This is a genomic window from Vibrio penaeicida (assembly GCF_030689305.1).
Taxonomy (GTDB): domain Bacteria; phylum Pseudomonadota; class Gammaproteobacteria; order Enterobacterales; family Vibrionaceae; genus Vibrio; species Vibrio penaeicida_B.
Genome location: NZ_JAUYVM010000031.1, coordinates 1 through 23,871, shown reverse-complemented (window position 1 = coordinate 23,871; position 23,871 = coordinate 1). Strand labels below are relative to the sequence as shown.

The window sequence follows — 23,871 nt, the reverse complement described above, 5'->3', positions numbered from 1 at the left end:
CTTAAAATTTATCAACATCAGCCTTAGTTCAGAAACGACTTTGTTTAAAAAACCATTTCCCACTCGCCTTTACCGCTGAATTTGATTTAGTGCTGCTTCAATAGCGGTATCCAATTGTGTGTCCTTACCAAGAGCAATTTCAGAAGGTCGGTTAAAGGCTTGAATATCTGGGATGAGTTCAAGGTTCTCGTAATAACGACCGTCGGATGTTTTTAATGGAAGGTAAGGGAAGCTAAAGAAAACATCAGGGTATACTGAAGAGTACGCACCCATTACAGTGGTTCCTGTTCCTGGAACTGGCTCACCAATAATAGGCCCGACGTTCAGATCTTGATAATACTGGCTAAACGCAGAGCCTTCTGAATAAGAAGCGGAGTTTGCTATCACTACCGAAGGTTTTAGCCAGCTACGTCGGCTTGCATCTGAAGCGGGTTTACCTTTTTTCGGAACGACAACCGCTGCTTTTTGAGCTGTTAGAAATTCAATTAACGTATCGGCTAAGAAGCCACCTCGGTTAAAGCGTACATCAATGATCAGTGATTCTGTGTTTCTTAAGCGGCCAAGCGCTTCTGCTCGAAGGTGCTCAAAACTATGAGCAGACATGTCAGGCAGGTAGACATAACCAACTTTGCCATTACTTGTTTTAAGAACGTGGTCGCGTTTTGCCAGTTCCCAACGTTTGCTAACCAGTCCATATTGCTCTCCATCGCTCATTGGGGTGATTTCTTGCTGCCAAGTGTTCTTTTCTCCTCTCATTAAAGTAACGGAGACAGGCGTGTCTACTTTGTTATTTAATGTTTGAGAAAGTTCAGCGAGGTTAGAAACGGGGTTTCCATTTATAGCAGTAACGCGATCACCTGCTTTAAGCACGACGTCTTCAATGTCGGCAGGACCGCCGGGCAACACTTCCTTAATCACAAGGTTGAACAATGTCTCTTCTTCAGTCGTTCTTTCGGCAGTTTCGTCGGCATTGGATTCTGCATTCGAATTCGAAGATTCTGTGCGAGCAAGCGAGGGGGCAATGTTTTCAGCAAACACTAACCCAAGCGATGCAGTCTCGTCGTAACGCATAGGGGCTTTCGGAAAGCCATATCCCCCAGTATGAGAAGAATTCAGTTCGCCACTGAGCTCACTTAAAATGGTGGCAAAGTCGAGGTCATTGTTAATGTGTGGTAAAAATTTACGGTAGTTGTCGCTGTAGAAGTCCCAATCCACATTGTCCATGTCGGGGCGGTAGTATTGCTCTTTTGTTTGAGTAACGATTTGGTCAAATGCGGCTTTTCTTCTCGGTACCACATCAAAATCTACAGGGAGATCAATGGCGTGATATAGAGGCTCACCAGAATTCGTATCTACTTCAATCACATCATACTCTGTAAGTAGGTAAGCAAATTCTTGGTTTGATGAGATGTAAACACTATTGGCTTCCGGGAGACCGGAAAACAGTAATGAAGACTCATTGGTCCTGATGTTGTAGCTAAACCCTCGTGTACTGTAGTCGCCTGATGGGTCTGAATACATATCGATGACAAGTAAGTGATCGCCTATCAAGTGCGCACCAATGACTGTCGTAGAGAAGGGGAGGTGGAATGCCTCGCGATACTCTATATTGTTAGCGTTGAAAGCGTAACTCGGTGCACTTTCGTCTTCCTCTGGCGGTTCGATATTGTCTCTAAAATCTTTCTTTGCGCGGTTATTCACAAATATTCCGTTAAGGGTAAATCCGGTATCTTCGCCATCTGCCGATTTTGTGCCGTACTTAGATGTTTCCCAAAAGAGAATTCTGCCGTCAGCGCTCCACTGTGGCATGCCATTGTAAAAGCCACTTTGAGACACATTAATTGAGGACTCGCTTCCATCCGCTTGCACGACATGAATTTGCTCCACATACGGGCTAGGCGATAAATGCACAGCAAGTTGTGAAGAATCGGGAGACCAAGAAAACTCCATTCGGTTTGATTCACTGACTGTTTCCGCGGAAATAAGCTCCACGCCTAAATTTGCGGTTTCATCATTATCGGAAGTAAGTGCGTCTTCGATTTTGTCTAATACAGACTCTTCATTACTATCACTGATATCAAGCACATGAAGTGCTCTTCCATCAACAATAAACGCGAGTTTGCTCCCATCCGGAGAGTATTTGGGGTGGGTTAAGTTGTGTTCTTCAGAAACAAGAAAAGGGGCTTCGTCAGTCATGATTGCTTTCGACAGTCGTTCTTCTTCTTTTTGGGAATATGCCGTATACAGCCCCCATTTCCCATCTCGTAGTGCACTGTAAATAGCGCCATATCCGTCTGAGGTGAATTCGACGTGTTTTTCCGCACCAATCGTATTGGTTATGTTTTTTACCGTCGTTTTTTCTGCATCGAAAGCATAAATATCACCGTAGGCGCTCAGCAGCATTTCACCTACGTCGAGTTCCGATGGGACAAAGCTGGTGGCATTATTTGTGAAGTGGTATTGGCTTGGCTGCACGGTGAAATTGTGAATATTGATGTTCACTTTCTTTGCCGTTTTATCGTCATGCCGTTGGGTGTATAGCTCACCATTATATGAAAACGCGAGGTTGCCCTTTCCATCCTCAGACGGATGGCGGACGGGGTGCGTAGACAAATGTGTAAGTTGAGATTTTTCTGCGGTTGTTAAATCGTAAAACCACACATTGAAATTCCCATCACGCTCACTTAGGTAGTAAAAGCCAGACTCATCTGCATTCCAAATCGGCTGTTGTGCCGCGATGCGATCTTCAGTGAGCTGGCTGTGTTTACCTGTGGTGGCGTCATAAAGCCAGATGTTTGGAACCGCAAAAGAACGTTGATGCTTGCGATATTCTTGGTCTTTGTGTGGAGAGTTGTACAACAACTTGGTTTCACCGGAATTCCAAACTGCATGTTTCGCGGGCACGCTCAGAACCGCAGAGGATTGATTGGTGTGAAGTGCGACGCGGTATAGCTGATTCCCGAGAGGGTACAAGGAGCCTTCTGGCAAGCTATAAAAGTCTTGCGTTTTATTGGTTAGCCTTGAAGTACTAAACAACAAAGCATCGCCGTTTTCGCTGAACCCAGTCGGAATATCTGAACCAGAATGATACGTATGCCTAGCCATCAGACCAGTTTCAAGGTTTATGGTGAATACATCATCGTTACCATAAGGGTTTGCTGCGAATGCGAGTGTTTGATTGTCGGGTGACCACATCAAATTATGTGGGTAAAATTCCCCATTGGTGATCGACCTAGCATCGCCCCCCTGACTTGAAACCAGAAATATCTTACTTTGATAGGTAAAAGCTAAGGTTTTTCCATCTGGAGACAAAGCGGTATTTCGCAGCCAGAGTGGCGCATTTGGAGCACCTGTTTCTGGCACCGTCTCATCCACCGAATCTAGTACGGCTTTTTGTACTGCTACATCGTTAGGTTTGATGATTTGCGTTGCATGGACTGTGGAAAGTACACCTGAAATTAAAGCAGCAAGTAGTGAAAAGCGCATGGTATGGCTCATGTCCATTTTCCTTATTTTATATTTATGTTTTTATTATGAATTGCAGATAATTTGAACAAAACTCAAGCGAAAATGTTCACTAATTATTTAAGCATCTGATTGTTATTATCGAATTCATTTGTTTGGTCAAGATTAGAGGTCAGTTTATTAATAAGGTTCGCTTTTTGTAAAGAAAAAGGCGAGCTACGTTGCTCGCCTTTGTTTCTGAATATTCTTTACTTGTTGCTCATACTATAATTCAACGTTGTGCTCGCCCCAGTAGGGAAGGTGAGTAATAGCTCCAAACTGTCTGGTAGAACGTCGCCATCAAGGTTGTGGTATTGGTAACTGTAGTTCGTTACGCTCCCTTCTACAGTTTGTTTCAGATTGCGAATTGGGTGAAATGCCAACCCAAAGAAATCTACGTCCACTTTCCATTCTTTGACTGGATCAGCGTAATACACACCATATACGAGAGAGTCGTCATCGACGTATTCCATTTCAACGGTTTTTGTTGGCTTACCAAATAGCTTTTGGGTCGCTTTTTTAATCTCTCCATTCGGGTGGTACTGAAGGAGCAATGTGTTCTTTTCTTTTGGTGTAGAGAATCGAGTCTCGCGAATTTTTCTTAGCTTCCCGTCTTCATGGTAGTAATAGTGAAACTCTCTAACGGCGGTATCTTCCCCAGTAATCGGGGCTTGTCGACGTTGAAGCAACTTACCATCTGCCCCGTACGTGTATTGAATTCGATATGACGCGATAGGTGTGCCATCTAAATTCGTTGCTTCGTCATGAAACACTTTTTTGTTTTCGAACGTGACTTGCCCTAGATCGTTGTAGCTGTAATCAGAAACGAAGTTCTCTTTTGTGTGTCGTACGTAGCTATTGATTGAACCGTGCTTCATCAATGCGCGAGCAGACTGCAATAAGCCTTGTTCGTTGTAAGCATAATCAAAAGTGCTGTCTGCGTAATCTCGTTGAGTCACTCTACCTAGATGGTCGTAAGAATATGCACCCGCGACGGTCGTTTGACCACCGGCTTCTTTCGCGACTTGAGTCAAGCGAGCGGTAGTTGCTTGCACGCTATTGGAGTCCACATAATCTTCAAATACGGAGTAGTGTTCGTAAGCGGAGACGTTAAAAGCCGTTAAAATTGCGAGGGCAGCGAAGCTTCTTTTTAAAATCATATTTAATTACCTGTTTTTATTGATTTATTACCTTCTCCATACACTCGCTTAATGAACGGATGTGTATGAAAATAGGGCTCTCTGTATCATTTCTGAGAGCAATGCGAACTTATCAGGCAATATTTGTAAAGTAAGCAGCTTAGTGCATTATTTTAGAGTTAATTACTATGTTTGTGATATTTATTCAGGTTAATAATCTGATTAAATGGATATTTATGGATTTTAAAATTAGTCTGTTCTGTTTTTCTTCGGAAAATAAAAACAGCGCCTCGTCAAAATTGAAAGCGAGGCGCTAACAATCAAACAATACTTCGAGTTATTGGTGTGATTTCCAAAGCTGACCGAGACGCAATGGTCCTGGGGTAGGGAATACCCAAGATTGCGGCATTTGATTGTCAACGTTATGTAGGCTTTTATTCACAATTACCCCTTGGCTGAGTGGCTCTACTGTGCCTATTACATAGAAATGTTCTTGGGCGATATCAATGATTTGTTTCATGTGAATTTTTTGCTGTTCTGCCGACGAAGTACTCTCAATTTTCTTCCAGAGATCTAACTGCTCTTTCACATGAGCTGGTGGCTCAATAGCATTGGGGTCTTGTGGGTCAAGAGACCATAAATAATATCCAAATGCCCAAGTGGACTCTGTACTGTAGGGTAAGTAATTGCGAGGGTCGTCTATAACACCCTTACCACCAACCCCTTTAAGTGGAATGACATCAAAATTATTGGTTAAGCGCTGATTTGAAATGTGCTGTGAGTCGAGCAACCGAATGTCGAGGAATACTCCAACATCTTTCCATTGAGATTTTATGAGCTCCAGTGAGTCGAAAACATCGCCAACTAAGGTCGTGTAAGTTAATGCTTCGATACGTAAGCGCTTTCCGCTCGAATCTAACCGGTATCCCGCAGTATCTTTCTTTTCTAACCCAATTTTATCGAGTAGTTCATTGGCTTTTTGAGGATCATATGACGTGTACTGTGTCACCATATCTTGGCGATAAAATGGAGAGCCTTCGCTAGGAGCGGCTTGATGAGGGCTTACAACTCCAGCGTAAACAGTCTCACTGATTTCATCTCGATCTATCGCATGAGATAAGGCAATACGAAAATTCTTGTTGGAGAATAAGGCTCTCTTTATCGGATCTTTATGGCTTTGATTCAATGCTATGACTAAGCTACTGCTGTCTGTACTTGGTCGAAAATCATACTTGTACCCACCTTTATTTTCGTTGTTTATCAACATTGAACGATAGTTGGGTGCACCAATATGCCTTGCTTGATAATCAGCAAAACCAGCAACGGCTCGCAGTGCCATTTCTTCTTTGTTTTCACTAAAGCGAAATCGAACAGAATCTAGGTAAGGGAGTTGGTTACCTTTAGTATCTACTTGACAGTAGTACGGGTTTCGCTCATACAAGGCGTATTCGGCATTAGGGCCTCGGGGCACTTTCACTTTCCATGCGGTGAGTACAGGTTTGTCGACATTTGTCCAACCTTCTATAACGTAATGCGAATTGCACTTTGTGCTTGCGTATTGTCGCCAAGAATCGAACCCGGCCTCTTTCGCGTATTCTCTCGCTTTTACATTGAAAGCTGGAAAAAACTGTTGGCAGTAGTGTTTTGGGTACATTGTAAAGACTTCGCTATCAACGGACGCGAGCGAACGTATAAACAATCCATTAGGTTTCTTAAGGTTAATTTTGAATTTGTAATCGTTAATGACTTCCACATGAGCTGAATCATTTTTGGGTAATGACAAAGGGCGAGGACCGGAATACTCGGGATCACCCAATACATCGTTAATGAAGAAAGCAATGTCATGAGCCGTAAATAACCGACCATCAGACCATCTCACTTTTTGTCTTAGGGTTATTGTGTATTCCGTATTGGATTTGTTGGCACGGTATTCAACCGCTAAATGAGGAATAACCTTAGTGTATCGAGCATCGAAGCTGAAAAGGTTTTCGTAGCCTAGTACTCGAATACTGTGCCCGCTGTCTGTGGTTTGACCCAACAAGTTTAAGGTACCACCGTATTGACCTATCGACTGAAAAGGGACGACCACAAGTGGGTTGTCGGGCAGTCTTTCTTTCACGGAGGGAAGAGCTCCTTCTTCAACTAAGTTGGCTAGCTGGGGAGCTTGGTTGAATGTGGCTGCCAAAGAACTAATAGGCAGTGTAATTAGTAGTGTAGAGATAGGGTAGATTTTTATTCCCATGTTTCGTTTCCTTGTATGACATGGAATGACAAGAGTGTATTCGTTGTGGCGATATCAATGTCATAGACTATGAAATTCAGTCTTCTTGAAATATGTCAATAATGATATTTTATTTTGTTAAAAATGATATAGTGTTTCATTATGATTATTTGTTAGAGCAGATGGAGCTTGGTTTTCATGGAGCGATGTTTTTATCGACATTACGAGCTTGAAGGAAGGTTACATCGAATTGGTGTCGGGGAATTTAATTGCCACACAGAGCGGCTTTTTCAACACTTGGATATCGATACTCTTGATTACAGTTTAAGCGTAATAATTTCGGGTGAGCTGTGGTTTAAAGATCAACACGATAACGTGAAGATTTTAAAAAAAGGGGACGTATTTCAGCGGCAGCCGAAGGCTCTGCACTCAACATGTGTTATCCCTACTGAAACGTACCGTGAGCAATTTTGCTTAATGTCTGGCGATCTCTATTCGCATTTTTCCCAAATGGCACTTATTCCAAATGATGTCACATTCCGAACTACTAACACGCCAGAAAGTATTAAACAGTTCAACCGATTAAATCTAGCTTTACAAAGTCACTCCCCCGATTGGTATATGACGGCTATGAATGCGATGCAAAATTGGTTGTTTCTACTCGGTACGCAGAAAGAATCGAGTGACACATGTTATGGAGACCAGAAGAAAGCACTTGCGAAAGAAAAACTATTATCGAATTGGAACGAACCGTTACCCATGGTAGCTAAAGGCTTAGGGCTGAGTTACTCAGCATTCAGAAAGTGGTTTAAAGATGAAGTGGGAATTACACCGGGAAATTTTCGTAAAGTAAGCCGAATAAAGCTAGGGTGTGACTTACTCGCACACCCTGATCTTTCAATTACACATGTCGCTGAAGTGCTGAGCTATCCAGATATATACAGTTTCAGCAAGCAATTTAAGCAAGTTATAGGCACCACGCCGTCAAATTTCAAATTGCGAATGTCTAAAACTAGCACTGCGCTCAATGGCTAACAGAACAACAGAACAACAGAACAACAGAACAACAGAGTAACTGTATAAGGTTATGGTCAGTTAAGTTACTTAAATACGTTTATTGTCTTTAATTGAACATTCTGACGAGCACTCGTAATTTCTACCCTTATTTCTGCGGTTCTCACGGTAGGAAAGCGAGCTATCGCTTTATGACCAATGGATGTACCTTGATAAACGACAATAGCGTTCCCGCCAGTGTATGGCGTGATTAATATTCGAAAGCTTTCGACTGCCTCGCCTAACTCCGTCTCCTCTTGCAATACCAAACAATCAATGAGTTGAGATTCTGGCAATCGAGACTCCCATACATCGTTGGCTTGGCTAAAATTGATAATGGAAGCAATAGGGTTGGAGAATTTTCGCTGAATCTTTTGAGCGAATATGTTTAAACTGTCGACCTCTTCATTGGGAAACAGCCCTTTGCGGTCGGGGCCTATATTAAGAAGCATATTAGTACCGCGACCTACGGAATAATGATAAATTCCCACTAATTCATCGGGTTGCTTAACAGTTTGGCTCGTGTTTTCACTGTAAAACCACGTATTGTCGCGCATCATGAAGTCACATTCTGCGGGTAGCCAAACACCATCTTCAGATACTTTTATGCGTTTTTGGGTTTTAATTGAAAAGTCGAGCTCGCTGATAGTATTAAAGCATGGGCTTGGGGCTATGCCCGATTCATTTCCAACCCACCGATAATCCGGATCTCCCATATTGAAAAGTAAGATATTAGGCTGCATTTCTCTAATGGCTTTCACTATTCGGGTCCAATCATAAGTGTGATTTTCTGACCCACATCCATCAAACCACAACATATCAATATCACCGTAACGCCCGTCTAGCAGTTCAGTCACTTGGTCGATAAAATAGTCGTCATACGCTTTTTCGTCTTCATAGATAGGGCAGTTTATATCCGCTGGAGAGTAATAAAGCCCCACTCTTAAATCATAAGCCCTGCAAGCATCCACATATTGCTGAACAACATCCCCTTTACCGCTTTGCCAAGATGAGGAGGCCACAGAATAGTCGGTGTATTGGCTGGGCCAATTGGCAAACCCATCATGGTGCTTGGCCACGAAAACCATATAGTTAGCGCCAGAGTCCGAGGCTACTTTAGCCCACTGGTTACAATCAAGTTGAGTTGGGTTAAAGGAAGAAGGGGACATGATATCTTGACTAAAATCTGCCACTCCTTCATTAAACGTTCGAATACCAAAATGAACAAAAATACCCATCTCCCAACTTTGGAATTCCAGTTGTCTTTGGGTTGGTAAGTTGTTTTGCATCTCTTTCCCTATATATTTCATGAATGTAAGGGGAATTTAGGGAAGGGATAAACAGAAATAAATGTCAGATATGTCCAAAGTATTTATCAAAACTGATATGAGGGAAATCCGAGTTCAAAAAAATTAGATTTCCTTTTTAGTATTCATGCTTAAGTCGTTAACTATATTTCTTAGTTTGGGAAGGGGGAAAACCAAATGTCGCTTTGTACGCACGACTAAAAGCAGCTTCAGATTGATAACCAACGCTCATCGCAATACTTATTATGGATTCACTCCCTTTGGTGAGCTTATCTTTGGCGAGATTCAATCTCCAATCAGTGACGTACTTTTTGGGGGTTGAACCTACTACTTGTTTGAAATGATCAATAAAAGCGGTCCGAGACATCCCAGCAATCTTGGCAAGTGTATTAACATCAAGGTTTGAAGCTGGGGAGTGGTGAATGGTTGCCATTACCTTTGCTAAGTGTTTGTCTGAGTGAGCGTTGATCCAAGACTGGTCATTTGCAGGAAGTTCTGAAATCCAAGATCGGATACTCTGAAGAATCAAGATGTCAGCCAATTTGGTGATGACGATACTGGATGCAAACTCTTCGTGGGCGAGCTCTTGCTGAATCAAAGATACGGTTTGGGAAAGGGTGGAGTAGAGGTTTGAATCAGAACCAATGAAAACGAAATCAGGCATCGATTTGGTAATCGAATGAGCAAGCTCGCTGTCGAATACAACCGTACCGCACAATGCTTGAGTTTTGGGACCAGAGCCTTGAATAATCAGTTGCTCGTGATGATTCCCTATCTTCTTTATCTCTAAATCTAAAAGATTGACTTCCTCAGACCCTTTCCTATCCACAAAACTATGCCCGTTTCCTTTGGGTAGGAGGATAAAATCCCCTTCTTGCAGCACTATGCTTTCCTCACCAATATTTAAGGTAGCCGTACCGCTCGTAATGAGATGAAACATGCAGCTGGAAGGAATGCTAGGCATAGCAATACCCCAGGGCTCTTCTAACAGAGAGTGCGTATAAAAGACGCTTCTCATCGTTAGGTAGGCAAGTGGGGATACATTCTCTGATTGATGGGTGATTTTGTTCCGCAGACGATCTTGAGCGCTTAGATTGCTGTTAGGCATTTTTGTACTTCCTGCAAAGAATTGCGAACTTTATGCAAATCAAATGATTGCCCATTTCTATTAAATACACAATTACTGATTCAATAGCTTGGCTATCTACCCAACTACCCAACTACCCAAACGAAAAGGAGAAGAGTGTGTTTGATTCATTGTTGATGGTGCTGGAAATTGTCACCTTTGTTACAACATCGCTACTTGCAGGGCTTTATTTCATTTTCTACAACACGGTTATGCCTGTATTGAAAGAGCGAAAGACACCAGAGGTTATGGTGAGAATCAATGAGGTCATTTTGAATAAGGGGTTCTTTACGGTATTTTTCTCTTCGCCTTTGAGCAGCATTCTTTGCATTCTGATCATCTTGCACCAAGAACAAGCACCAACAATGTTACTGTTTTTGTTCGGCGCAGGGCTCGCCATATCCGGTTTTCTTATAACGTTATTTTTTAATGTTCCACTCAATAATCGGTTAAAAGATTCAGGCACCCAGCTGAATCAAACATGGCAACATTATCTTCAAAAATGGGGTCGCTGGAACGCGATAAGAGGGTGTTTAAGTCTTGTTTCGATAACGCTTATGGCTAGCCATTTTGTCATTCAATAAACCGGATTTATGAAATCAGTGTGCCAATCCAATTCAGTTTGATCTAGATCAAGCTGTGTTTCATATGTTACGGGTAGGTTGTATTTGTTATTCAGTGTTAAAGGGGTGTTATATGAAATTAAAGGATGATCCTCGGTGTTACACCGACGTGTGCGTGAATGGTAAGTGGTTTCACTATGATCACTGTACACAAAACGCCTATATGCTCAAAGGAGGAAACTCTCCCTCTATTGAATTGGCGAAGATCCCAGAAACCGAAATTGAATTGATAGAGATGCTCAGTAACATCAACTAAGTTTATACCCAAACCATTCTCGCAGTACCGTTTACTTTGAGGTTGTTTAGGTATAAAGAAAGCCTATTCAGAGTGTTACATGTAAACCCAAAGAGCCTGCAGTAAAACTGCAGGCTCTTTTTGCTGTTTGGAGTTTTATATTTTAGAGTAAGCTTTTCAAATGTTTAACTATAAGCCTCAGCCGATTTAGCCTAGGCTATTGCTTGTCTTACTGCTCGATATAACCTAGCAACGGTTACTTCAAATACCCACTTAATAAACTTATAAGAAAGATCGGTTACCTCTTTCACTACTTTTCCAGCAAACACAAGCATGTGACCTAACAGCCCTTTAGTCTGCTCAGCAAGTTTTTGTGAGGACTTGGCGACTTTTTCCATTGCTCTAGCGAGTAGGTCGTAATAGGTTAAACTCGCAACAATTATCCCTTGTCCGGTTACTAATGCTCCGTATCCAGCATCTTTCAACAGTGTAATTATTGCTGATGCGATCTTATCTGACCAGCGTTGACTGAAGGTGACCTGGTGACGATTGTGAAACTTCATACGCACAGGGCGATTTAGGTTGGCAATTGCTGCGCGATTTAAATGACCCCAACTGTCAGAACGAAGGTTTTTAACATAACCAACCCCGGATAGTAGTTTATGGGATTCAAAGTTTACGCCGCTTGATGAATCGAGCCTAAACTCTGGTTTGTCGACGGGCGCGTGAGAAAATGGCCATAAAGGTACCATGGGAACTGGGTCTGCCCCATTTGTGCATCGGAAGATTTTCACATTCGAGTGAGTAGACTTGGTAGCATAGCTTTTCATACCTACTCTTGGAGCGCCAAATGTATACAGAAATACTTGAACTTTATAGTGAGCGCGCAACCAATCGGCACAAACTGAAGCGACCGCTCCTCCTAAGCTATGGCCGACGCAATGAATAACTTTTGTTTTCCCAATAGACTGAGACATATAGTTTGCTAGCTGGTTTTTCATACTATTGAAAACATTTACAAAACCAGCATGAGCAATAGCGCCATTTGGGCTACCTTTAAGTGCAGCGTTAGCATCTGACATTATGTCGGCAGCGTAATCAAAATTGGTGCCGCGAAATGCTAAAACTAGACTAGAGTCATGCTTTTTCTTGCTTTTACCTTCTGCAGCTAAGACGAAATTTGAGACACGACTTTTGATACCTCCACCAGTTTTAGCCTGCAAAGCCAAGCGTTCCCCATTGAAGTTGAAATCTTTCTCTAACCTGCTAGTAGGGGTGAATAGGTGAGTGGTAAATTCAATATCATATGCGCTACTTGCAAAGTCTAGTGCACATTTAGGTGATAGAGGTGTCATTAGTGTTTCCCCTTATATTCAAGGTGTTCAAGATGACAAATACTGTATAAATCCTGAGATATCGTCCCACCATTGTCATAACTAAATGAAAAAACGCCCAGATCGGTTCTAATATCGCATACCACGTTTGATAGTGAACGGGTGATACTTTCAACTGGATTCAAAGTGCTTATTGGCGAATAAAGTATCTTCACGTCTTTGTCATTGATTCTGGCTGATAAGTACCTGACCACTCTAGTTTCAGCAATTGGAATGAGCGGCTTTCTTGTCTCGTATTCATGCAAAGGAAATGAAAAATACCCATCTTCATCTGTGATGACTTCATCTTCATAAAGCTCACCATAGGCAACGCCTCTCTGGATAGTGATACCGCTAAGAGGTTTATCCCCATCCATCAATCGACCATTGATTTCTGGGCATAAGTGCACAATTCTTTTCTTAAACAAATCAACAGACTCCGCAATAGCTAAAATGGGTAATATGGTTAAAACAAGCAACAAGCCTTTCAACAAAAACTTTGCCATTTTGTCCTTACCGTTGAATAGTGAGAGCTGTAATTTACAGTAATGAATACTCTTTAATAAACTCCACTTATAATTAGCTAGAGCCTACTCGGAAAAATACGCAATTGATAAGTATGTGATTTTCAATCATATAAATTGAAAAAGCTGAAATTGAATCGTAGCTTTGTGGCATTGTTTAGATAGGTAATCAAACGCATGTCTATCTTTTTAATGCAACCCCAACCGGCACCTCCGAAGCTGATAAAAGGAATAACTCATCATGGACTATCAAACTTTTCAGCCCCATCAAGATTTAGAGTCGATCGTTAGCCGTTATTGGACCTTGGAAGTTCCTGCAACAGCAGACAAGCAAAGACAGCGAATCGTTCCTGATGGCGCAATAGAAATGGCGTTCATACTCGGGGACGATATCAAGCGATATACATCGGAAGATGATTTCATTATACAGCCGCGCTCTATGGTGCTAGGGCAGATCACAACGCCTTTTTTTGTCGAACCCACAGGATATGTAAACTCATTTGCAATTAGCTTTTATCCTTACGGTTTCGCTAATTTTGTGAGTACACCGATCAGCACATTGGCAAACAAAGAAACGCCAATAGATATGTTGTTTGACAAAGAATCAGCAAAAAAGCTGGAAGAGCAGATCATCCAAGCAACGGATACAAAAGATAGAATTGAGATAGTCGAATCCTTTCTTCTGAACAAACTCAGTGATCGGCTGGTGGTCGACAACATTGTTACGTCCACAATAGACACGCTTTTATCAACAAACGGAAGTACATCGATTAGTGAGATTCTGAAAACAGAGCCATCAAAAAGAAGGCAATTAGAGAGAGCGTTTGTTAAACAGGTCGGTGTTAGCCCAAAGCAGCTTAGTAAATTGATTCGATTGCAGAGCGCCTTAAAAATGTTGCTCAATGAAGAAGGTGAAAGCCTTACTCATATTGCCTATAAAAACGATTATTACGATCAGGCGCACTTTATTAAGGATTTCAAAGAGTTCACTGGCGTTACTCCAAAAGAGTTTTTAGGTCATGAAAACCTGGCGCTATCTTCACAATTCTATAAATGAATCAATTTGTCGTATTTTTACAATTTTTCTTCCCATCACCCGTTTAATGTTGCCTTCATCGTTTCTACTCTTAGATGTGGGCAGCATGAAGAAAATTAATTTTCGATTTATTCTTACCATCGCAATACTCATTTTTGGTAACACTGCTTGTTATAGCGAAGATAGAGTTGAATTGAATAACCAACCTGTAACGAATCAAAAGGGAGAAAGTATGAACAGTTACGTTTCAATATTTGAAATTCCAGCGACCGACATTTCACGCGCCATCGAATTTTATGAAGCTATTTTGGACGTTAAAATTGAAAAAGTAGAAATGCCAGGCATGGAAATGGGCGTACTACCTTATGAAGAGCAGGCAGTTGTTGGTGTTATCGTAAAAGATGAAGGTTCCGCACCTTCGGCGACGGGTGTCACTATCTACCTGAATGGTGGAGACGACCTTCAAGGTATTCTTGATAGAGTAGAGGTGAACGGTGGAAAAGTCGTTATGCCCAAATCACCCCATGCGGACGACAGTGGATACTTTGCAATCTTCCATGATTCAGAAGGAAATAGGTTAGGGCTGCACTCCCCAAATTGAGTTTTGAAGAATGGTTAAAACAACAAAAGGCGAACCAATCGGTTCGCCTTTAACGTTTGATTTAAGCTGAAATAGCCTTACTGATTCCCATTGAACCAAACATCTGGGCGATACTTGGAGTTAGAGCTAATGGGACCGAAAAACTAAAAGTTCCACTTAATGTCAATGGCGACTTTTTCAACGTTACTGTTGCTTAAGATTGTATTGGCTTTTACCGCCATATCCTCGGCATGCGCTTGCGCTAAGCCATGATCGTCTGGAAGCCAAGAAGGTTGCTCTGGAATCGGCTCAGGGTTGAATTTAAAGACCGCTTCGGTTTTGTTCTTAGCGCTGACATAACTTAGATTGTATTGCTCTGCAAACGCAGACATGTTTTGGTCTGCTACGAAGTCTACCTTGAAGGTATCGAGCAACATGCCAATCGTATCATTCGCGTTACATACCGTGTCACCTTTGTACAAACCATCGTTTCGTCTATACAAAGGTGCTAATACTTCCCAAGTTCCACCAACGTAAAATATGGACGTGTCGATGGCTTTTGTGTAGGCATCTTGGCCAATGGCGATATCTTTTGTGAACTGGCAATTCACTTCTGTTGGGAAAAAGGCAGAGCCTGGAAGCTCAAAGTTTGCTTGGGCTGAAAATGCAAACAGGGACAAAGCGGCGATAGACATCGGCTTAACGAATTTATTCATTTCAAAAATTCCTTTTAAGTTAAAGCGAAACAATACTCATTACTGGATTGTTCTGTTTTCAAGCTAACAACCTGATATCAGAGCAACAATATCGCTTGCCCACATTTTATAAATGACTCGCAAAACCGCGTAACTTATTGATGAGTCAATAAGTACTTCAGTGAAGCTGGTTTGAATTGACGATCTTTTTTATTGAAGAATGGTGAAGGGAGGTAATGCTGAGGAAACCACCTCGATCTGATTAGCTGAGTACAGGCTTTATTCCGTCTAGATGTCCACTTCTTTTAGGGAAGGCTTAGACATTTTATGGAATGGCTTAGAAATACCTTTTCTTGGAAGCAACTCTCACTTTTGAGTGGTTATATTAACCTTTAGTTAACATTCTAACCTTTCTTTGTTGATAAAACTCACAATAATATTGTAATAAAATAATATTTTTTGACGTTATTCTCAATATTCTCGCATAAGTTCAAAAAAACATTCGATGCAAACCTATAATTAGGGGCTGTAAAAAAGCCAGTCTTTTAATAATCAAATTGTAGGGACGACAAATGAAAACTAAACCATTGGCATTAGCCATCCTGTCGGCAGTGGTAGCTTCAGGGTGTGCAACAACCAAGCCAGATCCTTCTCCATTCGATCTGACCATATTACACGTTAACGATCACCACTCGCATTTAGAGCCTTCACGTCAAAAGCTCAAGTTAGCAGGTCAATCGACGTATGCTCAAGTTGGTGGTTTCCCGGCACTGGTTACAGCGCTGAACGAACGTGCTGAAGCAAACGAGAACGTGCTAAAACTTCACGCAGGTGATGCCATCTCAGGGACACTATATTACGCGCTGTTCAAAGGGGAAGCTGATGCCGCTCTAATGAACCACGCGTGTTTCGATGCTTTCGCTCTTGGTAACCACGAGTTTGATGACGGTGATGCTGGCCTTGCGCGTTTCCTTGACTGGTTAAATGCGGGCAACTGTCCTCCTGAAGTACTTGCTGCAAACGTTATTCCTAAGCAAGGTGTGTCTCCACTTGCTCAAAATTCGGCAAATGATTACTTCAAGCCATACACGATCAAGCAATACGGCGACCACAAAATCGGTATTGTTGGCATTGATATCGCTAACAAAACAATGAACTCATCAAACCCGGATGAAACAACACAGTTCTTGAACGAAGTGGAAACCGCTCAGAAATATATTGACGAGTTAGTGTCAAAAGACGTCTCTAAGATCGTTCTTCTAACGCACTACCAATATTCAAACGACCTGCAACTTGCAGAAGCGTTAACAGACGTCGACGTTATCATCGGTGGTGACTCACATACGTTGCTTGGTGACTTTGACGCAGTAGGTCTTAAGAGTGACGGTCCTTACCCGACACTGAGAACCAACAAAGACGGCGATCAAGTTTGTGTCGCTCAAGCTTGGCAATACAGCCAAATCTTGGGTGAACTAACGGTTTCGTTTGATGGCAACAAAGTCGCGTCTTGTTCTGGTACTCCTCACCTACTAATGGGTAAAGACTTTAAGCGTAAAGACTCAAACGGTAAACGTCAGCCAGTGACGGGTGCAGAGCTTGAAGCCATCGTTGCAGACATCAACGCTCAACCAAACCTAGTTCAGGTTACGCCAGATGCAGCAACTCAAAAAACGCTGTCTTCTTACTCCAAAAAATTGGATGAGTTGAAAGACAAAGAAATCGCTCAGTCAACAGAGCTACTGTGTTACGAGCGTGTTCCTGGTCAACAAAAGCACAACGGAGCAGACGGCTGTGACACTCACACTATTAAACACGGTTCTCAAGTTGCTGACTTAGTCGCACAAGCGTTCCTTGCAGAAACGAAGCGTGCAGATGTTGCTATCCAGAACGGTGGTGGTGCTCGTGCAAACATCACTCAAGGTAAGTTCACCGTTGCTGGTGCAACGAAAGTACTTCCGTTCAACAACACCATGGTCAACCTAACGATGACGGGTGCTCAGGTTAAGAAAGTCCTTAACCAAGCGGTAGACAAAGCGTACCTAGAGTTTGTAGACAACAGCGCAGACGGTTCTGACGGTGCATACCCATATTCTGCTGGTATTCGATACGACGTGGACTTCAACCGACCTGCTGGTCAGCGTGTTCATAACTTCGAAGTAAAAGCGAAGGGTGATGGTACTTGGTCTACGCTAAGTGACGACAGAGAGCTGGTTGTGGTAACGAACAACTACATCGCTGGTGGTAAAGATGGATACCTAGCCTTTGGTGAAATCTCGGCAGATAAGTCTAAGTACGAAGATACGTTGAAGCTCTACACTGAAACCTTCATCGATTATGTTCGTGGCCTAACGGCGAACGGAGAGAAAATCAAACCTGTTGCTGACGAAGATCGCAGTACTCAGATATTCACTCCAAAAGCAAAATAATTGCTAGCAAAGCCGGTCAAGTTAACTAGCTTGGTCGGCTTTAATTAACCACCTTTCTTAAACCCAACCTCATTGATTTCTCCTTCATTCTTCTAGTTAAAACGATTTCAACTCACTTTCATGTAAAACATCGTCTAATGCTCATCTTACGATTTGTGTGAAGATAATAGCTTTACCCGAATACTGTTTATATATACAGTTATGATTGTTTTTAACAAAGGAGCAACAAAATGAAGTATCAGGGTAGTTGTCACTGCAAAGCCATACAGTTTGAAATTCAGACATCTGAAATCATCGAAGCACTTCAATGTAACTGTTCGGTCTGTATCCGAAAGAATGCCATTATGTCCAAAAAAAGTTTTGGCAAGGAGGAATTTTCACTCATTAGTGGCAAAGAACAGCTAAGCGTTTATCGCTGGGGCGATCATGATGTTAATCACTACTTTTGTAACGTTTGCGGTATTTACCCTTTCCACGACACGTCCTATGATCCAGAGGTGTTCAGAGTGAACTTAGGCTGTTTAGACGCCATTGAACCCCGAGAGCTAGATATAACTCAGTTTAATGGCAGGGACGAGCTATAATGAATCGGCAGTCAACCAGTTTAAAGTAGCTTTTCAACAATCACTTAGTGGATCCAATCAAAGTGTTTTTTTAAATTGCGTTTCTCTCTCGATTTTACTTGGGAAAGTAGCGAAATGTTGTCAATATGAGAGCTTACTAACACGCTGTTTGTGGCGCTTAATGTATTCTAAGCCCAAGCGAAGAAGAGGACTCTATCAATGGCAAAAAGCTCCAAGCTTCATAATGAAGATAAACTGGTTAAAAAGGCACTTGAGATTGCTGGGAAGATGGCAAAAATGCAAGGCTTTGATCTTCCTCAATCACCACAACCCGTAAGAGTAAAAGCGATTTACCTATTCTTGGTCGATGCCAAGCAAATCACACCATTACCAGAAAGTAAGCTCGACGGCGCAAACATCAAACACCGGCTGGCACTTTGGATTCATAGCGCGTTGCCAGACAACGACCCTCTAAAATAAAAATCATGATGAAAAAGTAACAAGGCGAACCAAGTGGTTCGCCTTTTTGATCTTGGTATGTGTTGTTTAGAAGTGCTCTGTTTCGGGTTTCTAATAATCTATTTCCTTTTTTATATTGGATTATCTAGGAGGTGATTACACGTCCAGTTCCACATTTATTATCTGGATTTTAGGGTCTTAAGATCCTTTCTTCATAGGTTGAACTTACAACTAATGAACTAAATGGGACAGACAGTTGGGTGAACTAAATGGGACAGACAGTTGAAAGGGAGAACTTGAACTAAATGGCAGTGAACTAAAAGGGACAGACAGTTGAAGATTACGGCAGGCGTGTATCAATTTTAAGAGATGGGACAAATTAAGGACAACACTTGTACATAATAAAAACAGATATCAGTATCTTGTCTTATTGGTTTTATATGGAGCTTATATGAAAGGTATAATTTCGTTAGTTTTTATTGCTTTCTTGTTAAACGGGTGTCAGTTGACACGTGTTGAAGGTGAAGTCGATGACGTTGAAATTAAAGTTGGAACTAAGGAGCAGCCCAAGTCAGAACAACCAGAAGGCAAGTTTTGCCCTCCAGGTCAGGCAAAAAAGGGACGGTGTTAAATACAAACAGAGAAAAATAAGGACAGGAAGTTTAGAAATAGCCAAGTCGATTTTATAAAACCAGCATAAACATCGATACCTGAAAAAATCACTTGGCTTGTTAGATTAGATTTTGGTAAATACGCTCCATTTCAATCACTTTTCACGTTTTTTAAGTAAACGAAGTTGCCAAAGTATGCTTTGAGTGAATATTGGAGTAGATGAGCTAGTTCTTGCGATTAGCTATCAGGGAGCCGAAAGCCAGACACTCGCTTTCGTTTTAGCGCTGGCAGCGCGTGTTTTATCGAATGCTCCTTACCAATCACATTTCCTCTTTCCAGCTGAGTGCAGGCGTTTAGCCACGTTTCTTGGCTAATGCCTAATCGATTAAGGATAGGGGGGAGAATGTTAGCGATATTTCCCCGTTTGTCATCGCGAATTTGCCTACCAGTCCAGTCGACCAATTCCAAATAATCCATCAATCTAAAAGGGATACCTTGTGGTATGTCTTTTCGAGGGTTACCTACGAACGGGTATAAACAAGGGGAGGAGACGTTATTCTCTTTGAGAGCTTCAATTCTAGCTTTCACGGAAGTGTATTCTGACGTTTCGGGGCTGTCTGCGATGTTGGCTCTAACCGGATTTAAGTCGACATAAGCCATGGCGGCGGTGAGGGCTGATTCGTCGAGAAGCGCCTGGCTTTTAAATCGCCCTTCCCAAAAATGCCCTGTGCAACCGTCTTCTTTGTTGGCTTGAGTGGCTATGTACTGGTTCAGTAAACGCATAAACCAACTGATGCTAGACAACCTCTCACGCCAAGTACCAATAATGTCATGAAGTTTTAGTAATTCGGCTTCAGATAGAGCTTCTTGTTTTAACCACTTTTGAATCAGCAATGGTGGGTTGTGAAAACTCAGCCATCTTTCACAAATGTCTTGGTCAGACAGAGACTGCGCATCTTCTTGGTTGACATGAAGAACAACATGGTAATGGTTACTCATAATAGCGTAGGCGCATACGTCGATACAAAACACGTGTGCCAGTTTCAGCAATCGCTCTTCAATCCATCCTCGACGGTGTTCAAAACACCGGTTTTGCTGCGAATCGTAACCGCATAAGAATGAGCGCCGAACACAGCGTGATACACAATGATAATAGGGTGTTGCTTCTAGGCTGATTAACTGAGCACGGGCTTTGGTCATGGTTAACGGAGCTCTCTTTAGACAGAAGAGGGTTCACCATACGCGAAAGCTTCATAGCGGAAAACGGGCGAGTGCGGCCTTTGTGGATTTAGGCGCAAGTCACTGTAATTGATGGGTTTCGTGTTTTCTTAGAGTGAGTGTCCCCGTTATTGTTCTGTTTCGGGGTCCTTAGAATCAATTTCCCTTTTTACATTGGATTTTCTAGGAGCTGATTACATGTACAGTTTCACATTTATTATCTGAACTTAAGGATTTTAAGATCCTGTCCATGACTTTCTTTATCGTTTGATGGATATATTGACATTAATACTATTAGACATTGATTCTAAATCTGACATTAGATAATTGAATTCAATATCTAAAAGATTGTATCAGTGTATAGCTTGATAATAACTGTATGCGATTTATACCTTTTAAAGTGGTCTTAGCTGATAAAACTTAGCTGCTTGAGTGAATACAACGGGTGACAACCCTATTAGTTAAGATGTATATCCAATTAAAAAAATCTCTACAAAAGCTACAGATATTCAAGTTGTAAAAAGCGGGTTTAATTAGGGTGTGCTTATATTTATAGAGGGCTTTTGTTGTAATTCAAACAATATTTAACCGACAAGTATGCAGACCTTAAGCATCGCTTTTTAAACCGTTAAACGAGACAAATATGTTTCACCTTTTATTAAGGTGTGTCTCGTGGGTTATTACATCTATATAGCGAGTGTTTCTATGAAGTTTTTAGACAAAGTTAAAATGATCATTTTCCTGCTAGCGGCAGTTTTTTTCATACCCAGTTCTTATGCTTTTACGAGCCCACCTAAAACGCCAACAGAATCGGCTCAAAAAGTGCGAGTAACATTCACAGCAGATAAAAACCCTGCTTCTATCATGCCTGTACGGTTATTAGAAGGAATAGAAATTTGGCCAGCATCTGATGAATCGAATATCACCCATTACAATGTGTATTGGGGAGATGTTCTGAAAAATAAATTAGGTTTAGCACTTGCCCCAACTTTAGCAAAAATAGAGGCTAAGAAAGATGGCGATGTACTGGTTCATGAGTTCCCTTCTGACTTTAAGATGGAAGTGGGCGCCATTTATATTTTAGTGTGTACCGCGAATCAATTTGGCGAATTTTGTGGCAAAGAAAACAATTTTGAAAAAATTACCGACCCTTTACTTAGCATTGCCTCAAAACTTAGTCATGTAAAAAAAACAGTGAAAAAGAATCAGCACCTTCCTGGTGTTTCTTTGATGGCAACCTGCTCAGATTTGATTTGTAATGGAAATGAAACCGCCGAAAGCTGCCCTTCAGATTGCGGCGAGTATGCTCAGGCTTCGTTTAACTTTATGGTGTTATGTGACGAATCATCATTGCAATCTGTCTATCACCCAACCAGCGTAGAAGAAATTCAATCTATTGTAGCTCTTGCTAAACGTAATGGCATTAGAATCAAAGTCTCCAGTGGGCAAACCAAAAATAATACTGCGGGTTCTGCATCGGGAATTATTTGTACTGATGGCATTACAATGATCATGAATAAATTTGATCACTCCCAAGCTGAACTTGGTATGGCGCTGGAAATGTTCGAGGGGATAGAGGTGGTTAATGTTGCTTCTGGAACCAATCTACATGAGCTAGGTGAGTGGTTATACGAGCGAGGTAAAGGGCTAGGGTACGTACACCTAGGCTGGCGTCATGCTTCAGTCGCTGGTGCGATTGGAACCTCAGCGCATGGTAGCTCTCCAATTAATCGAAATATTCTTAGTCATTCTGTTGTATCAATGGACATTGTAGGCGCTGATGGCAAGCTCAAAACATATAGTCGAGGAACAACAGGAGAAACCGATCCCGATCTTTGGAAATCTCTGTTAACCCATATGGGATATTTCGGCATCATCACTCGCTTAAAATTAGAAGTTCAACCAGCGACCAATACTCATGTGAAAATCACATTTCACGATGAAAAAGAGCTGTTTGAAGAGAATAAAAAAGGCAGTGTGATTGCAGACATAAAAGAGTGCGATTATGGACAATATAATTGGTTCCCCAGCCTAAAGCAGTACTTGAGAACTTGCGGTAAAACAACGACATTAGAAGCGGAAAAAAACGCGAACAACCGCCTAATTTTCCCTTATGTTGACACATCGGCCCTTAGTATTGAGGAAACTATGCAGGCGTTCCAGATTGGTGGAGCAGAGCCTTCCATTGATACCCACCAAAGCATGGCGTACTTGCGTAAAACGGGTTGGCACATCACCCCGCCACTAGTAAAAACGGTTAATGGCGAACTCCGATACACTACTAATGCAGTGGGTCCAACACACCGTATTACATCCAGCAAACTGATCGATAATGTTGGTCGTGAAATGCGCCAAATGGATTGGGAAGTGGCCGTCCCAGAAGAGAATGCTCAAGCCGCTATCGAGGATATTCGTAAGTGGGCGAATGGCCTTAACAATGCCAATCGCAATATGCCTGTTCCTTTGATTGGTATTTTCCTTCGTTTCTCTAAAATTGAAGACGCTGCGCTTATGGCTTACACCGGTGCCGGTAATGGGTTTACTAACGGTACAACTGCAATGCACATTGAATTCCCCATTTTTGTCCCAGCAGGATTACCACCAGAAGATTTCAACCAGTATATGTCACCGTATGAAGAAGCCATGAATATGCTAGTCACGAAGTATGGTGCAAGAGCGCATTGGGGTAAAAATACTCATTCGAACAATTCGTGGATATTTGAGCTTCAGCGTGACAACAAGTCTTATGGGGACTACCTAAACCGATACAGTGAAAAAATTGGTCAAGTTGATCCTAATGGTATGTTTGCCAATAAATTCGCGAAGTCTATTGGCATAAAGTACCCGAACTTCACCTACCCGAAAGACTGGTAGCCGGTCTTCACGGTCGAAATCTGGCTGAAAACTTATTAGATAAGGTTAACTTGAGCCCGTATTAGAGCTGAGTGATCTTTCTGAAGCGGCAATCTGGGGACATGAACAAGAAACCATGACTTCCAACGCCAGATTTCGATTCAGAGGTAAGAGATATAACAGGGACAGGCAGGAGGGTAATATTGTCTGTCCCTTTAGATTTTACAGGTGTGCTGTAACTCATTTTTGTCCGTGCGACCTGAAGTCGTATGAAGCGTTGTTCACCGCTTTATGAGTGAACCGTCTGTATCACCAGATGAACCT

General features: G+C 41.9%; 19 protein-coding genes. 10 read left to right on the top strand and 9 right to left on the bottom strand.

Annotation, left to right across the window (positions count from 1 at the left end; translation table 11 throughout):
* Positions 1–69: 69 nt before the first annotated feature.
* The 3 genes from Q8W40_RS27085 to Q8W40_RS27075 form a co-directional block, all read right to left on the bottom strand.
* Entirely contained in the window at positions 70–3,498 is a 3,429-nt protein-coding gene (locus Q8W40_RS27085) for a S41 family peptidase (RefSeq protein WP_305401982.1), read from the bottom strand.
* A 215-nt stretch (positions 3,499–3,713) separates the two neighbouring features.
* Positions 3,714–4,664: a hypothetical protein gene (locus Q8W40_RS27080; protein WP_305401981.1), complete on the bottom strand. Its 951-nt coding sequence runs from the start codon at positions 4,662–4,664 to the stop codon at positions 3,714–3,716.
* Between the two features lie 316 nt (positions 4,665–4,980).
* On the bottom strand, positions 4,981–6,885 hold the full coding sequence (locus tag Q8W40_RS27075) for an ABC transporter substrate-binding protein (RefSeq protein WP_305401979.1): 1,905 nt from the start codon (positions 6,883–6,885) through the stop codon (positions 4,981–4,983).
* Positions 6,886–7,062: 177 nt separating this feature from the next.
* Here Q8W40_RS27075 and Q8W40_RS27070 point away from each other — a divergent pair, with 177 nt between their 5' ends.
* Entirely contained in the window at positions 7,063–7,899 is an 837-nt protein-coding gene (locus tag Q8W40_RS27070; RefSeq protein WP_305401978.1) for a helix-turn-helix transcriptional regulator, read from the top strand.
* A 65-nt stretch (positions 7,900–7,964) separates the two neighbouring features.
* On the opposite strand, the gene Q8W40_RS27065 is transcribed toward Q8W40_RS27070, so the two are convergent.
* The gene (locus Q8W40_RS27065) at positions 7,965–9,206 is read right to left on the bottom strand and encodes an alpha-L-fucosidase (protein ID WP_305401977.1); all 1,242 of its coding nucleotides are present in this window, start codon (positions 9,204–9,206) and stop codon (positions 7,965–7,967) included.
* A 157-nt stretch (positions 9,207–9,363) separates the two neighbouring features.
* Complete coding sequence (locus Q8W40_RS27060) at positions 9,364–10,332, bottom strand: AraC family transcriptional regulator (RefSeq protein ID WP_305401976.1); 969 nt, start codon at positions 10,330–10,332, stop codon at positions 9,364–9,366.
* Positions 10,333–10,469: 137 nt separating this feature from the next.
* Here Q8W40_RS27060 and Q8W40_RS27055 point away from each other — a divergent pair, with 137 nt between their 5' ends.
* Positions 10,470–10,934, top strand: a complete 465-nt coding sequence (locus tag Q8W40_RS27055; protein WP_305401975.1) for an anthrone oxygenase family protein — start codon at positions 10,470–10,472, stop codon at positions 10,932–10,934.
* A gap of 112 nt (positions 10,935–11,046) precedes the next feature.
* The gene (locus Q8W40_RS27050; protein WP_126609626.1) at positions 11,047–11,229 is read left to right on the top strand and encodes a hypothetical protein; all 183 of its coding nucleotides are present in this window, start codon (positions 11,047–11,049) and stop codon (positions 11,227–11,229) included.
* A 191-nt stretch (positions 11,230–11,420) separates the two neighbouring features.
* On the opposite strand, the gene Q8W40_RS27045 is transcribed toward Q8W40_RS27050, so the two are convergent.
* Together Q8W40_RS27045 and Q8W40_RS27040 are read right to left on the bottom strand one after the other, a co-directional pair.
* On the bottom strand, positions 11,421–12,563 hold the full coding sequence (locus Q8W40_RS27045) for a lipase family protein (RefSeq protein WP_305401974.1): 1,143 nt from the start codon (positions 12,561–12,563) through the stop codon (positions 11,421–11,423).
* Positions 12,563–13,087: a DUF6795 domain-containing protein gene (locus Q8W40_RS27040; RefSeq protein ID WP_305401973.1), complete on the bottom strand. Its 525-nt coding sequence runs from the start codon at positions 13,085–13,087 to the stop codon at positions 12,563–12,565. Before Q8W40_RS27040 ends, Q8W40_RS27045 begins: the two co-directional genes overlap by 1 nt.
* Positions 13,088–13,346: 259 nt before the next feature.
* Here Q8W40_RS27040 and Q8W40_RS27035 point away from each other — a divergent pair, with 259 nt between their 5' ends.
* Complete coding sequence (locus Q8W40_RS27035) at positions 13,347–14,162, top strand: AraC family transcriptional regulator (RefSeq protein ID WP_305401972.1); 816 nt, start codon at positions 13,347–13,349, stop codon at positions 14,160–14,162.
* A 211-nt stretch (positions 14,163–14,373) separates the two neighbouring features.
* The gene (locus Q8W40_RS27030) at positions 14,374–14,742 is read left to right on the top strand and encodes a VOC family protein (protein WP_305401971.1); all 369 of its coding nucleotides are present in this window, start codon (positions 14,374–14,376) and stop codon (positions 14,740–14,742) included.
* Positions 14,743–14,885: 143 nt separating this feature from the next.
* Here Q8W40_RS27030 and Q8W40_RS27025 read toward each other — a convergent pair whose 3' ends face one another.
* Positions 14,886–15,437 carry a hypothetical protein gene (locus Q8W40_RS27025; RefSeq protein WP_305401970.1) on the bottom strand — a complete coding sequence of 184 codons (552 nt, stop codon included), beginning with the start codon at positions 15,435–15,437 and terminating at the stop codon, positions 14,886–14,888.
* Between the two features lie 551 nt (positions 15,438–15,988).
* On the opposite strand from Q8W40_RS27025, the gene Q8W40_RS27020 reads away from it, so the two are divergent.
* The 4 genes from Q8W40_RS27020 to Q8W40_RS27005 all read left to right on the top strand — a co-directional run bounded on the left by Q8W40_RS27020 (position 15,989) and on the right by Q8W40_RS27005 (position 19,495).
* Positions 15,989–17,842, top strand: coding sequence for a 5'-nucleotidase C-terminal domain-containing protein (locus Q8W40_RS27020; RefSeq protein WP_305401969.1), 1,854 nt, complete (start codon positions 15,989–15,991; stop codon positions 17,840–17,842).
* Between the two features lie 230 nt (positions 17,843–18,072).
* Positions 18,073–18,426 carry a GFA family protein gene (locus tag Q8W40_RS27015; RefSeq protein ID WP_305401968.1) on the top strand — a complete coding sequence of 118 codons (354 nt, stop codon included), beginning with the start codon at positions 18,073–18,075 and terminating at the stop codon, positions 18,424–18,426.
* 198 nt (positions 18,427–18,624) lie between these two features.
* Positions 18,625–18,885 (top strand): DUF5062 family protein, encoded by a 261-nt coding sequence (locus Q8W40_RS27010; RefSeq protein WP_305401967.1) that lies wholly within the window; start codon positions 18,625–18,627, stop codon positions 18,883–18,885.
* Between the two features lie 430 nt (positions 18,886–19,315).
* Positions 19,316–19,495 carry a hypothetical protein gene (locus Q8W40_RS27005; protein ID WP_305401966.1) on the top strand — a complete coding sequence of 60 codons (180 nt, stop codon included), beginning with the start codon at positions 19,316–19,318 and terminating at the stop codon, positions 19,493–19,495.
* 218 nt (positions 19,496–19,713) lie between these two features.
* Here the strand turns inward: Q8W40_RS27005 and Q8W40_RS27000 are convergent, their stop codons facing one another.
* Positions 19,714–20,676 (bottom strand): transposase, encoded by a 963-nt coding sequence (locus Q8W40_RS27000; protein ID WP_305401965.1) that lies wholly within the window; start codon positions 20,674–20,676, stop codon positions 19,714–19,716.
* Between the two features lie 723 nt (positions 20,677–21,399).
* On the opposite strand from Q8W40_RS27000, the gene Q8W40_RS26995 reads away from it, so the two are divergent.
* Positions 21,400–23,568, top strand: a complete 2,169-nt coding sequence (locus Q8W40_RS26995) for a D-arabinono-1,4-lactone oxidase (protein ID WP_305401964.1) — start codon at positions 21,400–21,402, stop codon at positions 23,566–23,568.
* Positions 23,569–23,871 lie beyond the last annotated feature (303 nt).